The sequence below is a fragment of the Leisingera aquaemixtae genome (genome assembly GCF_001458395.1).
GTDB lineage: Bacteria > Pseudomonadota > Alphaproteobacteria > Rhodobacterales > Rhodobacteraceae > Leisingera > Leisingera aquaemixtae.
Window position 1 is genome coordinate 18,729 of the sequence record NZ_CYSR01000034.1, and the last position, 15,627, is coordinate 34,355.

General features: G+C 64.0%; 10 protein-coding genes. 5 read left to right on the forward strand and 5 right to left on the reverse strand.

Annotated elements, in window-relative coordinates; all coding sequences use genetic code 11:
* The first annotated feature begins 164 nt into the window (after window positions 1–164).
* Window positions 165–1,277 (forward strand): S-(hydroxymethyl)glutathione dehydrogenase/class III alcohol dehydrogenase, encoded by a 1,113-nt coding sequence (locus PHA8399_RS19240; protein ID WP_058287770.1) that lies wholly within the window; start codon window positions 165–167, stop codon window positions 1,275–1,277.
* A 79-nt stretch (window positions 1,278–1,356) separates the two neighbouring features.
* On the opposite strand, the gene PHA8399_RS19245 is transcribed toward PHA8399_RS19240, so the two are convergent.
* From PHA8399_RS19245 to PHA8399_RS19255, 3 genes are read right to left on the reverse strand one after another with little or no spacing between them, the layout of a single operon-like run.
* A complete protein-coding gene (locus PHA8399_RS19245; RefSeq protein ID WP_058287726.1) occupies window positions 1,357–2,871 on the reverse strand; it encodes a SpoVR family protein in 1,515 nt (504 codons plus the stop codon).
* Window positions 2,858–4,195 (reverse strand): YeaH/YhbH family protein, encoded by a 1,338-nt coding sequence (locus PHA8399_RS19250; protein ID WP_058287727.1) that lies wholly within the window; start codon window positions 4,193–4,195, stop codon window positions 2,858–2,860. The genes PHA8399_RS19245 and PHA8399_RS19250 overlap by 14 nt, the downstream gene beginning before the upstream one ends.
* Before the next feature lie 18 nt (window positions 4,196–4,213).
* The gene (locus tag PHA8399_RS19255; RefSeq protein ID WP_058287728.1) at window positions 4,214–6,148 is read right to left on the reverse strand and encodes a PrkA family serine protein kinase; all 1,935 of its coding nucleotides are present in this window, start codon (window positions 6,146–6,148) and stop codon (window positions 4,214–4,216) included.
* Between the two features lie 722 nt (window positions 6,149–6,870).
* On the opposite strand from PHA8399_RS19255, the gene PHA8399_RS19260 reads away from it, so the two are divergent.
* The 4 genes from PHA8399_RS19260 to PHA8399_RS19275 all read left to right on the forward strand — a co-directional run bounded on the left by PHA8399_RS19260 (window position 6,871) and on the right by PHA8399_RS19275 (window position 14,269).
* A complete protein-coding gene (locus PHA8399_RS19260; protein WP_058287729.1) occupies window positions 6,871–9,396 on the forward strand; it encodes an Ig-like domain-containing protein in 2,526 nt (841 codons plus the stop codon).
* Window positions 9,397–9,468: 72 nt separating this feature from the next.
* Window positions 9,469–10,761: a TolC family protein gene (locus tag PHA8399_RS19265; RefSeq protein ID WP_058287730.1), complete on the forward strand. Its 1,293-nt coding sequence runs from the start codon at window positions 9,469–9,471 to the stop codon at window positions 10,759–10,761.
* Entirely contained in the window at window positions 10,758–13,094 is a 2,337-nt protein-coding gene (locus tag PHA8399_RS19270) for an ATP-binding cassette domain-containing protein (RefSeq protein ID WP_058287731.1), read from the forward strand. The genes PHA8399_RS19265 and PHA8399_RS19270 overlap by 4 nt, the downstream gene beginning before the upstream one ends.
* A complete protein-coding gene (locus PHA8399_RS19275; RefSeq protein WP_058287732.1) occupies window positions 13,091–14,269 on the forward strand; it encodes an HlyD family type I secretion periplasmic adaptor subunit in 1,179 nt (392 codons plus the stop codon). The genes PHA8399_RS19270 and PHA8399_RS19275 overlap by 4 nt, the downstream gene beginning before the upstream one ends.
* A 63-nt stretch (window positions 14,270–14,332) precedes the next feature.
* Here PHA8399_RS19275 and PHA8399_RS19280 read toward each other — a convergent pair whose 3' ends face one another.
* Together PHA8399_RS19280 and PHA8399_RS22425 are read right to left on the reverse strand one after the other, a co-directional pair.
* The gene (locus PHA8399_RS19280; RefSeq protein ID WP_082649591.1) at window positions 14,333–15,046 is read right to left on the reverse strand and encodes a trypsin-like serine peptidase; all 714 of its coding nucleotides are present in this window, start codon (window positions 15,044–15,046) and stop codon (window positions 14,333–14,335) included.
* 34 nt (window positions 15,047–15,080) lie between these two features.
* Complete coding sequence (locus PHA8399_RS22425; RefSeq protein WP_145977076.1) at window positions 15,081–15,350, reverse strand: hypothetical protein; 270 nt, start codon at window positions 15,348–15,350, stop codon at window positions 15,081–15,083.
* Window positions 15,351–15,627: the final 277 nt, after the last annotated feature.

Consider the following 15,627-nt stretch of genomic DNA (forward strand, 5'->3'; position numbering starts at 1 on the left):
CGCCGGGACTGATAGGGTGCCGAGGCGGCGCTTGCGTGCGCCGGCCTGCAAATGTAACGCTGAGGCAATCAGACCCGCGGTGCTGCTGCTGGCAACGCATTCACCCCGGTCCCGCCCTAGGGCGGCCCGGCCCCGGAGAATTTGGACGAAGGACCAGTCACATGATCAAAACCCGCGCCGCCGTTGCGGTTGCCCCCGGCAAACCGCTGGAAATCATGGAGGTGAACCTCGAAGGCCCCAAGGCGGGTGAGGTTCTGGTGGAAATCAAGGCAACCGGCCTCTGCCACACCGATGAATTCACCCGGTCGGGCGATGACCCCGAAGGCATCTTCCCGGCGATCCTGGGCCATGAGGGCGCAGGCGTCGTGGTCGAAGTCGGCGAGGGCGTGACCAGCCTGAAACCCGGCGACCACGTGATCCCGCTTTACACGCCCGAATGCCGCGAGTGCGAATACTGCCTCAACCCCAAGACCAACCTTTGCCAGGCGATCCGCTCCACCCAGGGCCAGGGGCTGCTGCCCGATGGCACCACCCGTTTCTCGATGCTGGACGGCACCCCGATCCATCACTACATGGGCTGCTCGACCTTTGCGAACCACACCGTGGTGCCGGAAATCGCGCTGGCGAAAATCCGGGAGGACGCGCCGTTTGACAAGGTCTGCTACATCGGCTGCGGCGTCACCACCGGTATCGGCGCGGTGATCAACACCGCCAAGGTGGAAATTGGCTCCCGCGCGGTGGTCTTTGGCCTCGGCGGCATCGGCCTCAACGTGATCCAGGGCTTGCGTCTGGCCGGTGCCGACCAGATCGTCGGTGTCGACCTGAACCCGGGCAAGGTCGAAATGGCCGAGAAGTTCGGCATGACCGACTTCGTCAACCCCGCTGAGGTCGAGGGCGACCTGGTGGCGCATCTGGTCGAGCTGACCGGCGGCGGCGCGGATTACACCTTTGACGCCACAGGCAATGTGCAAGTGATGCGCACTGCATTGGAATGCGCCCACAAAGGCTGGGGTGAAAGCATCATCATCGGCGTGGCGCCCGCAGGGGCCGAGATTTCGACCCGCCCGTTCCAGCTGGTCACCGGCCGCAGCTGGCGCGGCACCGCCTTTGGCGGCGCATCAGGCCGCACCGACGTTCCGAAGATCGTCGACTGGTACATGGACGGTAAGATCGAGATCGACCCGATGATCACTCACAAGCTGACCCTGGATCAGATCAACGAAGGTTTCGACCTGATGCACGAGGGCAAATCCATCCGCGCCGTGGTCGAATTCTGATCCTCAGAATTGATGTGAAACAGATGAAATGCAGGCCCAGGGGCCTGCGTTTTTTCGCGCAAAAGTTGTCAGCTGGCAATCAGTGTTCGCTTGCGGTTTCCACCGCATCCAGCCTGACACCGTAACCCCAAAGCCGGCGCAGGTGCTTCAGCACCTCTTCCTGTTCCTCTTCATCCAGGTGGATGCCGTCGCGCACGGTGTGGGTCAGTTTCAGCTCCCGGTCGCCGCGCAGGTCCGCGTCCGTCACCTGAATGTCCGGCTCCAGATAGGCCAGGTCATACTGCTTGGCCAGATCGCGCCGGATCGCCTTATAGCCGGCCCGGTTGTGGATCTGGCTGACAACCAGATTGGGCAGATCCGCGTCATTGGTCAGCGTGAACAGCTTGAACTTGCGGATCAGGTTCGGAGACAGGAACTGCTGGATGAAGCTTTCGTCGCGGTAATTCGCCCAGGCATCGCGCAGCACACCGCGCCAGTCCGGGTTGCCGGCAAAATCCGGGAACCATTCACGGTCTTCGTCGGTCGGGTTCTGGCAGATCCGGCGGATGTCCTGCATCATCGCAAAACCCAGCGCATAGGGGTTGATGCCCGAATAGCGCGGATCGTCGTACTCCGGCTGCATCACCACATTGGTGTGGCTGTGCAGCATCTCCATAAAGGCGCCTTCGGTGATCTGGCCCTGCTCATAAAGCTTGTTGATGATGTAGTAATGCACAAAGGTCGCGCAGCCCTCGTTCATCACCTTGGTCTGTTTCTGCGGATAGAGGTACTGCGCCAGCATCCGCACGATGCGCAGGATCTCGCACTGCCAGGGCTCCAGCTTCGGGCTGTGCTTCTCCAGGAAATACAGCAGGTTTTCCTGCGGCAGGTTCATCTGCTTGCGGCGCGCGCTGAAGGAGGCGTCCTCTGGCTGTTCCAGCTTGTCCCGGCCCAGGGTGGAGTCGGTCCAGATATCCAGCACGCTCTGGCTGCTCTCATAGCCCTCGCGCACCTTCTGCATGGCGACCAGCTCCTCGCTGGTCGGCTTGGGCGGGCGGCCATAGCGGAACACGCCCTGAGACTGCAGCGCATGGGCGGCGTCCAGCACCTCCTCCACCGCGCTGAGGCCGTAACGCTGCTCGCAGGCGGCGATGTAGTTCTTGGCAAAGGCCAGATAGTCGTGAATGCCCGCGGCATCGGTCCATTGCTGGAACAGGTAGTTGTTCTTGAAGAAATGGTTATGGCCAAACGCCGCATGCGCCATCACCAGGGTCTGCATCGCCATGGTGTTTTCTTCCATGTTGTAACTGATGCAGGGGTTCGAATTGATCACGATCTCATAGGCCAGGCCCTGGCGGCCGGTCCGGTACAGCGCCTCGTCGCGGGCGAAATGCTTGCCGAAGGACCAGTGCTGATACATCAGCGGCAGGCCGACGCAGGAATAGGCGTCCAGCATCTGCTCGGCTGAGATGATTTCGATCTGGTTGGGATAGACATCCAGCCCGAGGTCTTCGAGCGCGATCTGCTCGATGGCGTCGCGCGCCTTCTCCATCAGCTCGAAAGTCCATTCCGGCCCGTCGAACAGCGGCGTGCGCGCCGTTTCAGCTGCCTGCATACTGCGCTCCCTTAACCTTGGGGAGGAAGAACTCCCGGAAAATCGGATAGATATGGCCCGGCTGCGAAACCCGCTGCATCTCGAAATGCTGCGCCTGCGCCTTCACCTCGCGGTAGTTCTGCCACAGGTCTTCGCCTGCTTCGGGGTTGTTCAGCAGCATCTCCGCCGCCTCATCGACGATTTCCACATAGGCATAGAACTGGCTGACCGGCAGCAGGTCGTTCAGCAGCAGCTTCTTGCACCTGACCGAGTCATTGCCGAAGTTCTCGCCGTCGGAGGCCTGGGCGCCGTAGATGTTCCATTCATCCGGCGGATAGCGCTCCTCGATGATCTCCTTCATCTTCTCGAGCGCGGTGGAGACAATGGTGCCGCCGGTTTCGCGGGCATAGAAGAAGGTCTCCTCATCCACTTCCTGGGCGTGGTGGGTATGGCGCACAAAGACCAGCTCTGTGTGCTCATAGCAGCGTTCCAGAAACAGGTGCAGCAGCAGGAAGAAGCGTTTCGCCAAGTCCTTCTCGCGCTCCTGCATGGAGCCGGAGACATCCATCAGGCAGAACACCACGGCGCGGGAGTTGCGGATTTTTTCCGGAACAAAGGTGTCGTAGCGCAGGTCCAGCGGGTCGATATAGCCGACCACCTTGCGTTTGCGGATGATGCCGTCGAGCTTTTTCCGCAACGCCTCCAGGAAATCTTCCTGCGGCGGTGTGCGGTCGTCCAGCGCCTCCAGTTCGGCGATCTGCTCTTCCAGATCGCGCTGGGACTTGGTGGTGGGACGCTGCAAGGCGATCCGGCGGCCCAGAGAGTTGCGCATGGTGCGCACCAGGTTGAGGTTGTTGGGCGTCCCGGCAGTTGTCAGGCCGGCGCGGCGGGTTCCGATGGTCTCGGTTTCCACCGTGGCCTTTTCCACAAGGTCCGGCAGCTCCAGCCCTTCGAACAGGATTTCCAGATATTCCTCCTGAGTCAGGGTGAAGGAAAACTCGTCCTCGCCATCGCCTTCCTCAGAGGCCTTGCGGCCGCCCTGCCCGGCGCCGCCTTGCGGCCGTTTGATGGTGTCGCCGACAACAAAATCCTTGTTGCCGGGCAGCACGTGACGGCGCAGGCCGCCCTTGGAGGAATGGAAGAACCGCGGCTCCTTCAGCCCCCTCGACGGGATCGTGACCTTTTCGCCGCCGTCCGGGACACCGCTTCCGCTTTGGATCGACTTCCCGCGGACCGACTGGTCGACGCGCTCCTTAATATTCTCCCGGGCCCGCCGCAGGAACCGCTGGCGGTTCCCGAGGCTCTTGCCCTTCGGATTGGCGCGCCTGTCGATGAAATGATGCATGTTGCACAGCGCTCCTCTTTAGCCCGCCTTGTTGACGCGCATGTACCATTCGACCAGGCGCCGGACCTGGCGGTCGGTGTAGCCGTGGCCGCGCATCCGCTCGACGAACTCCTGGTGCTTGCTCTCGGTCTTGCTGTCCTTCTTGGACCCGAAGGAAATCACCGGCAGCAGTTCCTCGACCTGGCTGAACATGTGCTTCTCGATCACGTCGCGCAGCTTCTCATAGGAGTTCCAGGCCGGGTTCGAGCCGGTATTGGCGCGGTGGCGCAGCGCGAACTTGACCACCTCGTTGCGGAAGTCCTTGGGATTGGCGATGCCGACCGGCTTCTCGATCTTGCTCAGCTCCGCATCCAGCACCTCGCGGTTGTAAAGCTGGCCGGTATCCGGATCCTTGTAGTCCTGCTCTTCGATCCAGGCATCAGCATAGGCGATGTAGCGGTCAAAGACGTTCTGGCCGTATTCGGTATAACTTTCGAGGTACGCCTTCTGGATTTCGTTGCCGATGAACTCCTCATAGCGGGGCGCCAGCTCGGTCTTGATGAACTCAAGATACTTCTGCTCCGTCTCTTGCGGGAACTGCTCGCGCTTGATCATCTGCTCCAGCACATACATCAGATGCACCGGGTCCGCTGCTACCTCGTTGGTGTCGAAGTTGAAGGTGGTCGACAGCACCTTGAAGGCAAAGCGTGTGGAGATGCCGTTCATGCCCTCGTCGACGCCGGCGCGGTCCTGGTATTCCTGCACCGTCTTGGCCTTGGGATCGGTGTCCTTCAGGCTTTCGCCGTCATAGACGCGCATTTTCGAGTAGAGGTTGGAGTTCTCATGCGGCTTCAGGCGGGTCAGCACCGAGAAGCGGCTGAGGATCTTCAGCGTCTCCGGCGCGCAGGGCGCGTTGCGCAGTTCGCTGTTCTCGATCAGCTTTTCATAGATCGAGGTTTCGTCCGAGACCCGCAGGCAGTAGGGCACCTTGACGATCGACACCCGGTCGATGAAGGCCTCGTTGTTCTTGTTGTTCTTGAAGGACTGCCATTCGCTCTCATTCGAGTGCGCCAGGATCAGGCCGCTGAAGGGGATGGCGCCGAAGCTTTCGGTGCCCATGTAATTGCCTTCCTGGGTCGCCGTCAGCAGCGGGTGCAGCATCTTGATCGGCGCCTTGAACATCTCGACGAATTCCAGGATGCCCTGGGTCGCCCGGTTCAGGCCGCCGGAGAAGCTGTAGGCATCCGGATTGTCCTGGCTGAAATGCTCCAGCTGGCGGATGTCGACCTTGCCGACCAGGGTCGAGATATCCTGGTTGTTCTCATCGCCCGGCTCCACCTTGGCCACGCAGATCCGGCGCAGCCGCGACGGGTGCAGGCGCACGACCGAGAATTTGTTGATATCGCCGTCAAATTCATCCAGCCGCTGCACCGCCCAAGGCGACATCAGCCCCGGCAAACGGTGCTGGGCAATGCCGTATTCCTCCTCCAGCACCTTGCCCATGCGGACCGGATCGAACAGGCCCAGCGGGCTTTCGAAAATCGGTGAGATCTGATTGCCGGCCTTCAGCACATAGATCGGCTGGTCTTCCATCAGCCGCTTCAGGCGTTCCGCCAGCGAAGATTTGCCGCCGCCGACCGGCCCCAGCAGGTAAAGGATCTGCTTGCGCTCTTCCAAGCCTTGCGCGGCGTGGCGGAAGTAGCCGACGATCCGCTCAATCGTGTCTTCCATGCCGTAGAAGTCGTGGAAGGCGCTGTACCGCTTGATCGTTCGGTTCTGAAAGATCGGCCCGAGACGCGAGTCCTTGGACGTGTCTACCAGTTCCTCTTCGCCAATTGCCTTCAGCATCCTCTCGGCGACGTTCGCGTACAGGCTTGGATCGTCGCGGCAGGCATTCAAATACTCCTGCAGCGGCATTTCCTGCTCGCGCGTTTCGCCGTACTGCTCTGCAAAAAGTTCGGCAATGTCTTTCATCGTGGATCAAGCCTCCTGGTTAACTGGCGCCGTTCCTCCTGGCGTTCCTTCGCACGCGGACAGAGGATGCCCAGCACGTGGGCATAGGTGTCCGCGTCAGTGTTGAGTTCTGATTTCTGCTCGGCGCCGCTGCTGGCGTCATACGTCCGGCTGGCCGCTCTTAGCGGCGGCCTGCGCCCGGTGACCAGGGCTGTCGGCGTCGTCTTTACTTACTCTCGAGCTTACACCAATTACGAACTTCTTCCTATCTGAAAGTGGTGTACTTTTAATTAATTGCCAGAATCTTTTGCGGGAAATTTTCATCACATCGAAGCGACCGCCGCATTCCGGCAGCCCTTCTGCATCGCGGCATTTCAGGGGTTTACGGGCGCGCTTCCGCCCGTGGGGGATTGCTGCAGCACATACTCTCCCTTATGGGGGAAACCGGCGCAGAATGGCTGCACTGCAGGGCGGGCCGCAACCGGAGCTGCCCCGGCTGCAGGCACCGCCCGCCCTCCCGTCCAGATGGAAAACCTTAAAAAATCTGCGGCAGACAGGACACGGTTGCCGCCTTTTTTGCCGCAGCAACGGAGCCTAGATACTGGACAGGCTGCAAAAAATCGTCTCAGTATGGCCTCAAAATGGTCGCAAAAGACGGCCGATGGGCGAAACTACAGGCAACGGAACCACGCAAAGGGCGCCTTATTCACGGCGCCGCGGCGTACAGATTGAGCGGTAGAACAATGAGCACGGTTGCATTTATTACCCGCAATATGGCGGGCACAACACAGCATGGGAATTTCTCCGAAGGCACGCCGGCGCGCATCGACGCCGCCTCGGCCAAGGACATTTCGCTGAATCTCAGCCCGGCCGACGTCGAAAGCTATTCCCGCCGCGGCAGCGATCTGCACCTCACCCTGGCCAACGGTCAGGAACTGGTGCTGGAAAACTACTACGCCTTCGATGCCACCGGCGGCAAGAACCTGTTCCTCAGCTCCGAGGGCCAGTTCATCGAGGTGGTGCTGGAGGACAAATCCAGCGGCATGCTGTTTGCCACTTATGAGCCGCTCGACCTGACCGGCAAGTGGAGCGCCTACGACGAGATGGTCTTTCTGGACGTCGACCGGATCGAGCCGGTGGTCGCGCCGCTGGCCGCGCCGCTGTTCGGCGGCCTGGGGGCCGCAGGGGCTGCAGCAGGCGTTGTCGGCGCGGCCGCCATTGCCGGCGGCGGCGGAGATGGCGGCGGCGGCGGAACCGGCGGCATCGTGCCCACGGTGAATGACCCGGACGCCACCTACCCCGTTTCGGGCTCCACCAGCACAGCAGTTGAAATTACCGGCACCGGGGCGCCGGGGTCCGAGGTCACAGTCACCGTCGGAACCGCGACCCAGACGACTACTGTCGATGAGGACGGCAACTGGGGCGTGACCTTCCCGGTCGATGACCTGCCGCCGGACGGCAACTACGAGTCGACCGTCCATGTGGTTGACCCGAACGGCACCGAGTTCGACCTGGACGGGCCCACCGTGGTGATCGACACGGTTGCCGATGTGACCCTGGACGAGGGCCAGGCCGGCGGCGATGACATGATCAACGCGGCGGAAGCCGCCGATGGCGTCACCCTGACCGGCACCGCCGAAGCCGGCGCCACTGTCGAAGTGACCTTCCAGGGCGTCACCCGCACCGTCACCGCGGCAGAGGACGGCACCTGGAGCGCGGATTTCGCCGCATCGGAGATTGTCGCAGGCGAATACGATTCAGAAGTCACCGTCACGGCGACCGACAGTTTCGGCAACACCGGCAGCGTCACCGGCACCATCCGCGTCGATACCTTAACTGCGGTGGCGATTGATCCCGGCCAGGCCGGCGGCGACGATCTGGTCAACAGCTCTGAGGCCGCGGCAGGCCTGACCCTGACCGGCACCGGCGAGCCGGGCGCCACGGTCAGCGTCACCGTGGAGGGCGTCACCCGCAGCGCCACGGTGGACGCGGACGGCAACTGGGCCGCGGAATTCGAAGCAGGCGCGCTGCCTGCCGGCGAATATGACTCCACCGTCAGCGTGACCTCGACCGACGCGGCCGGCAACACCGCGACGGCGACCGCCGACCTGCGCGTGGACACGCTGGTCGACCCGCTGACCCTGGAGGCCGGCAGCATCGAAGGCGACAACGTCGTCAACAACACAGAGCACAGCGACGGTGTGACCCTCACCGGCACCGTGGAGCCGGGCTCGACCGTTGTTGTGCAGTTGGGCAGCGCCACCGAAACCGCGACGGTTGATGCCGGCGGCAACTGGAGCGTGGATTTTGCCGCCTCCGACATTGCTCAGGGCAGCTATGAAGCGGACATCACCGTCACCGCCACCGATGCCGCAGGCAACACCTCGGCAATCAGCGATACGCTGACCATCGACACCGAAGTAACGCCCTTCACCGCGGACAGCAGCCAGACCGATGACGATGTGCTGAATGTCGCGGAGCGCGCCGCGGGCCTGACCATGACCGGCACGGTCGAGACCGGCTCCAGCGTCGAGGTGACCATCGGCGGTGTGACCCGGGCTGCAACCGTGGATGCCGATGGCAACTGGAGCGCCGCCTTCGACGCCGATGACCTGCCCGAGGGCAACACCACCGCCACCGCTGAGATCACTGCGACCGACGCGGCGGGCAACACGCAAACCCTGACTGAATCCTTCGGCATCGACACCGAGTATGACGCGCCGGACGTCGGCAGCGTCATCAGCACCGGAGCCGGTGTCAGCGGCTTCTTCAGCGAGAATTTCGAATCCGGCGACACGGCGCATGAGCTGACCAGCGGCGGCGGCGTCGCCGACGTCACCGGCACTGAAACGGCCCTTGGCGCCGGGCAGACCCTGTTCAGCTTCGACGCGGATGTGCCGGACGGCTCGCATCTGGTGGTCAACCGCGTCGATGATGCGGGCAACAGCTCCGGCACGATGGTCGTGCTTGAAGACGGCGCGGACGCAACCGTGCTGGACCACGCGGGCCTGTCGCAATTCAACATTGACGAGCTGAACCTTGTGCATGCCGACGGCGTCGACCTGACCCTGACCGAAGCGGACATCAACGCGCTGTCCGGCAACTCCGATACCGTGATCGTGCATGGCGGCTCGGATGACACGCTCACCATCACCGGCGCAACCCAATCGGGCACCAAGACCATCGATGGCGAGGCCTACAACGTCTACACTATTGGCGATGACGGCACCACGCTGATCGTCGACGAAGACGTCAACACCGTGATCTGAACGGCCGGCCCGGCGGCGCCTTCCGCCGGGCCCAACACACCAAAAGCCTTGGACACAAGGGCAAGGGGCAGGATGCAACCGGGACGCTTTCTTTGCGCCATCGCAGTGATGTGCAGCCTGTCGGCCTGCGCCCGGTCACCGCTGTCCGGCGGCCCGGAAACCGCGGCCGGCACAGCCCCGCGCAGCAATTTCGCGCAACCCGGCGAGGCGTCCTCCGAGGTGATCCGGCAATTGATGGACCGGCGCTCGCTGCTGGCCGGGGACAGCGCCTACGGCCAGGTTGCCGCAGCTGCCATCGCCGCCTCCTCCCGCGCCGCCGAAGCTGAGCTGATCAGCGCCAAGCTGCGGGCCGAAGCGGCCTCCAAGAACTGGCTGCCGACGCTGGGGCCTTCGGTCAGCCTGACCGACCTGGGCGATCTGGTGGCGGGGCTGCTGATCGAGCAGGTGCTGTTTGACAACGGCCGCCGCAAGGCCGAACGGGCCTTTGCTGCCGCCGACGTCGAGGTCGCCGCGGTCAGCCTGTCTGAAGACATGAACGGCCGGGTCGAGACCGCCGTCGGCCTTTATGCTGCCGCGCTGCGCGGCGACGAAAAGGCAGCCTATGGCGAGAGGGCGCTGCGCCGGATGCAGGACTTCCGCCGGATCGTGCAGGGCCGTGTGGATGGCGGCGTGTCGGACCGCGCCGATCTGAATGTGGTGGACAGCAAGATCAGCGGCATCCGCACTGCCACGGCCACCGCCCGCGACGCTGCCGCCACCGCCCGCGCCGAGCTGCAGGCGATGACCGGCCAGTCCTTCCCGCAAAAGCCCGCGCATCTGGACATCGGCACGCCGCCGGAGCAGGTGCAGTTCCTGTCCGTGCTTCGGGCCAGCGCCGAAGCGGACCGCACCATTGCACAGGCCAAATCCGGCCGCGCAGGGCTGCTGCCGCAGATCTCAGCCGCGGGCAACGTGACAACAGACGGCTCCGGCGCCGGGCTGACCCTGGGCACCGGCCAGCCGCTGGGCCTGGGCACCCCTGCGGCACTTCAGGCGCTGGAAGCTTCCAAGGAGGCCGCCAGGCGCCAGGTCGGCGAAGCGGAAGAAGCCGCGCGCCGCACCTACAGCCGCCAGATCCAGCAGATCGCCTCCTACCGCCGCCAGGAGGCCGAGACCGCGGCCCTGGTGCGCCGCAGCCGCGAGACCTATGAGCTGTTCCAGAAACAGTTCGAAGCGGGCCAGCGTCCGGTGATGGAGGTAATCCAAGTCTATGAGGAGCTGGTGCGCCGCGAGCAGGCCTTTATCGACGCAAAATATGAGGTGGTGCTGATCCAGCTGCAGCTGGCACGCGACCTGGGCCTTTTGGCCGATGGGGACAAGATTTGACGGACACGACACAAAAGCTCCCCGGTCCCCTGCCCGCCTCCGGCAACAAGCCGGTGCTGCGGGCTGTGCCCGTTTCCAGCCCGAAGGCTGCGCCGCAAGGCGGGATGCAGCCTGCCAACACCCCTGCCCCGGCGCCCGGCCCCAAGGCGCAGCTCAAGCCGCGCACGGACAACCGGCCCAAACCTCAGCCGCAGGACGCCCTGCCTGAAGTCGGCTCGCTGCTGGAAGGCGCTGCGGCCCGTATCCAGCACCGCGCCAGCCTGATTGCCACCCTGGCCGCCCTGAAGGGCAGCGACGTGCCCATCAGCGACGTTGCCGCCTTCCTGTGGAAGGAAACGCCGGGCGATCTGTCGCTGCACACGCTGGCCAAGGCGGTGCAGGCCTCCGGACTGCAGCCGAAAATCCTGGAAAAGCAGCTCCTTGCCCCTGCCCTGTGGCCTGCGCTGGCGATCATGTCCGGCGGCCAGTGCGTGCTGGTGCTGAGCCAGGCGGACGATGCGCTGACGATCTACGACACCTCCTGCGCGGACAACCGCACCGAGGTGCCGCTGGACGAATTCAGTCCCTATTTCACCGGCACCGTGCTGTCGGCCCGCCCCTCGCTCAAGCAGATGGCCGCACGGCACACGCCGCAGATCGACCCGGGCCACTGGTTCTGGAGCGAGTTCCCGAAATACCGCCGCCAGGTGGGCGAGATCATGCTGGGGTCGCTGGTCGCCAATATCCTGGCCGTCTCTGTCGCGCTGTTCTCCCTTCAGGTCTATGACCGGGTGGTGCCGCATCAGTCGCACGCCACCCTGTGGGTGCTGGCGGTTGGCGCCTTCCTCGCGATTGCGCTGGAGGCGATGCTGAAGCTCGCCCGCGCGCGGCTCACCGATGCGGCGGGCCGCCAGATCGAGCTGTCGGTGCAGCACAACCTGATGCGCCGCCTGATCGGAATGCGCTCCGACAAGAAGCCCTTGCCGCCCTCGGGCCTGTTTGCCGCGATGCGGGACTTCAGCTCGGTGCGCGAGTTCTTCACCTCCTCCACTATCTCGACGCTGGCGGACATCCCCTTTATCGCGGTGTTCCTGCTGCTGGTCGCCTCCATCGCCGGGCCGGTGGTCTGGGTGATCGTCGCGGGCGGCATCCTGATGCTGCTGCCTGCCTATTTCATGCAGAAGAAGATGATCGCGCTGACCCGCCAGACCCAAGGCGCCAACGCCAAGGCCGGGCGGCTGCTGCATGAGGTGGTAACAGAACTCGACACCGTGAAGACCCAGCGCGGCGAGGAGCGCGTGCTGCGGCTGTGGGATGAGCTGAACACGCTGTCGTCGCATTCCGCGACCGAACAGCGCAAGCTGTCCAGCGCCCTCACCTACTGGTCGCAAGGGGTGCAGCAGGCGACCTACATCACCGCGGTGGTGCTCGGCACGCTCTTGGTCTTTGCCGGTGAATTCACCGTCGGCACCATCATCGCCACCGGCATCCTGACCAGCCGGACGCTGGCGCCGCTGACCCAGTTCGCCGCCACGCTGGCGCGCTGGAGCAACGTCAAGGCGGCGCTGGAAGGGCTGGACGCCATCGCCCAGGCACCGCAGGAAAAGGAACAGGAGCGCACCTATCTGCGCCGCCAGAAGATCGACGGCCGGTTCGAGCTGCGCGAGATCCTGTTCCGCTATGACGACGACGCCGCCCCGACTGTGGATGTGCAGGGGGTTGCGATCACCCCGGGGCAGCGGATTGCGGTTCTGGGCGTGAACGGGTCAGGCAAGTCCACCCTGCTGAAACTGCTGTCGGGCCTTTATGCGCCGGACCGCGGGCGCATCCTGCTGGACGGCACAGACATGGCGCAGATCGACCCGCGCGACCTGCGCGCAAATATCGGCTACCTCAGCCAGGACGTGCGGCTGTTTGCCGGCTCCCTGCGCGACAACCTGAACCTCAACCAGCTGGAACGCGACGACGACCGCCTGATGGAGGCGCTGGAGTTCGCAGGCCTCGGCGCCCATGTGCGCAACCACCACAAGGGGCTGGATCTGGAAATCAGCGACGGCGGCCATGGCCTGTCGATCGGCCAGCGCCAGTCGATCGGCTGGGCGCGGCTGTGGCTGCAAAACCCCTCGGTCGTGCTGCTGGATGAACCCACCGCAGCGCTGGACCAGACGCTGGAGCGCACCCTGGTCAGCCGCCTGGAAAGCTGGCTTGAGGGCCGCACGGCGGTGATCGCCACCCACCGGATGCCGATCCTGTCGCTGACCAACCGCACCCTGATCCTGCAATCGGGCCGGATGGTGGTGGACGGCCCGCGCGACCAGGTTCTGGCGCATCTGGCCGCCGGAGAAGGCAAATGACGATGGCTCTGCACGATCCTTACGGCAACGCAGAAACGCCGCGCAGCGCCAGCCGCATCATCTATCTGGCGCTGGCCGCCGTTCTGACCTTCCTGATCTGGGCCGCCTTTGCCTCCATCGACGAGATTGTCCGCGGCGAGGGCCAGGTGGTCTCCTCCTCCCGGGCGCAGATCGTGCAGAACCTTGAGGGCGGCATCCTGGCGGAGCTGCATGTGCGCCAGGGCGATATCGTCACCGCCGGCCAGGTGCTCGCCAAGCTGCAGGACACCAAGTTCCGCGCCGCCGCCGACGAGCTGCAGAACCAGATCGACGCGCTGGAAATCAAGCGCTTCCGGCTGGAGGCGCAGATGAAAGGCGCCTTTGAGTTCTCCGTGCCAGACATGCTGGCGCAGCGATCGCCCGGCATTCTGGCCTCCGAACGCGGCCTGCTGACCGCCCGCCAGACCGACTTCACCAGCCGCCGCGACAGCGCCCGGCAGATCATGGATCAGCTGAACGGCGAGCTGGCCAATATGGAGCAGCTCTACAAGCAGAAGATCGTCGCGCTGATTGAGGTGAACAAGGCGCGCAAGGCCGCCACCGACGCCCGCGCCAAGTACAACGAGATCGGCACCCAGGCCGAGCTTGAGCAGGCGGAGGAGTATTCGCAGACGCTGCGCGACCTCACCACGCTGCGCCAGGAACAGCGGCTGGCGGTGGACCAGCTGAACCGCACCATCATCACCTCCCCCATGGCCGGGATCGTCAACAGCCTGGCGGTGACCACCATCGGCGGCGTGATCCGCCCCGGCGAGGAAATTCTGGAGATCATCCCGCTGGGCGAGGAGCTGTTTGTCGAAGCCCGGGTGAGGCCCGAAGATATTGCCAGCGTGCAGCCCGGCCAGGACGCCACCATCAAGCTGTCAGCGTATGACTATACCATCTACGGCTCGCTGCGCGGCAAGGTGGATTTTGTCTCAGCCGATACCTTTGAGGATGAGCGCAACCCGCGCGCCGAACCCTATTACCGGGTGACGGTGCGGGTCGACAAATCCGGCTTCACCGAACGCCAGCAGTCCATCGAAATCCGCCCCGGCATGCGGGCCACGGCAGAGCTGCAGACCGGCGCCAAAACCGTTTTGCAATACCTGCTGAAACCGCTCTACAAGTCCCGCGAGGCCCTGCGCGAGCCCTGATGCCGCCAGCGCCTGGCCGCGCGGCAGCAGGCTTGCGGCTGTTTCGCCAACCGGCGGCGGCCCCTATCCCGCCCGCCGCATCAGGTCACGCAGCGATCCATCCAGCGCCGTGCCGATCGTCACCCGCCGCTTGCCCATCGCCGCCTTGGCAGAGATCACCGAGACCAGCCGCGGCGGCAGGCCCGGCCGCATCTCCAGCACCGGCGACCCGGACGCGCCGAAGTCCACCAGGCAGGACAGCACCAGGGTCCGGCTGCGCCGCGCCAGCACGCTGCAGGACGGTTCCAGCCCCGGCCGGGAGGCACGCTTCCGGGTATAGGACAGAACCCCCAGGGTATCGCCGCGCTCCGCGTCCTGCGACATGACCAGCGGCCGGATCCGGCTGCGGCTGATCGGCCGGTCCAGCTTGAGCACCGCCAGATCGCTGCCGATCTGGTGCGTGCCCGCGGGCCGGTAGCGGTATTGCGGATGCACCACTGCCTTCACCACTTGCCGCAGGGCCACCGCCTGCCGCCCCGACAGCCCGGCCTCGAACCAGACCGATGCAGGCGCAACCTGCGCCCCGGTGCGCGGATCGAACAGGCAATGCGCGGCTGTCAGCACCAGGTCCGGCGCCACCAGCGCCCCGGTGCAGATGTTCCCGTTAGCGATGTTCAGCCGTCCGACAGCCTCCCACCCGTCAAGGGTTGTGGCGCCTGGCCGCGCATCTTCCGCAGCGGCACCGAGGGGCATGCCCAGGGACAGGCATGCCGCCATCGCAGCAATGAATAGTTTCATGACCCACTCCAGCTTCCCACAAATTCATCGTCATTCAGGCGTGCGGCTGGAATGAGGCTAAAAGGTGCCATGAAGAGCCGGTTTCATGGACAGATTGCGGCAGCGTTAACAATTCCCTAATCCCCCGTTTATTGATGCTTAACCATGGCAAATAAAGCACCTGCAATGCCACAAAAACCCGGGCAGCAATGGCGGCAACCCGGAAACCACCTGAAAACGCGGGAAAATTTGCTGCTGGCCTACCGGGATACAGGCGCCGCACCGTCACTGCAGAGACGATTCGCACCGCCCCGGCGTTAACCATTTATCTGTTCCTGGTCCGGCAGCACTCCGCCGTAACGCTGTGTGCGCCGCCGCAATCGTTAAGAGCCAGACCGTCCGGGCGTCTGCGCTTGCCTGGGCCATCAGGAACAAAACTGCAGCGCAAAGGGCCGACCACAACCTCAAGGTGACGTGAAGGAAAATCGAAACCCTATCGTAAAAGCGCAGGATCGTTAACCGATAAAAAATCTATCTGACGTTGAAACTGTGACAAATCGCATCACTGGCATCCGGCCGGGGACCGCCCGCAGGATGCCTCT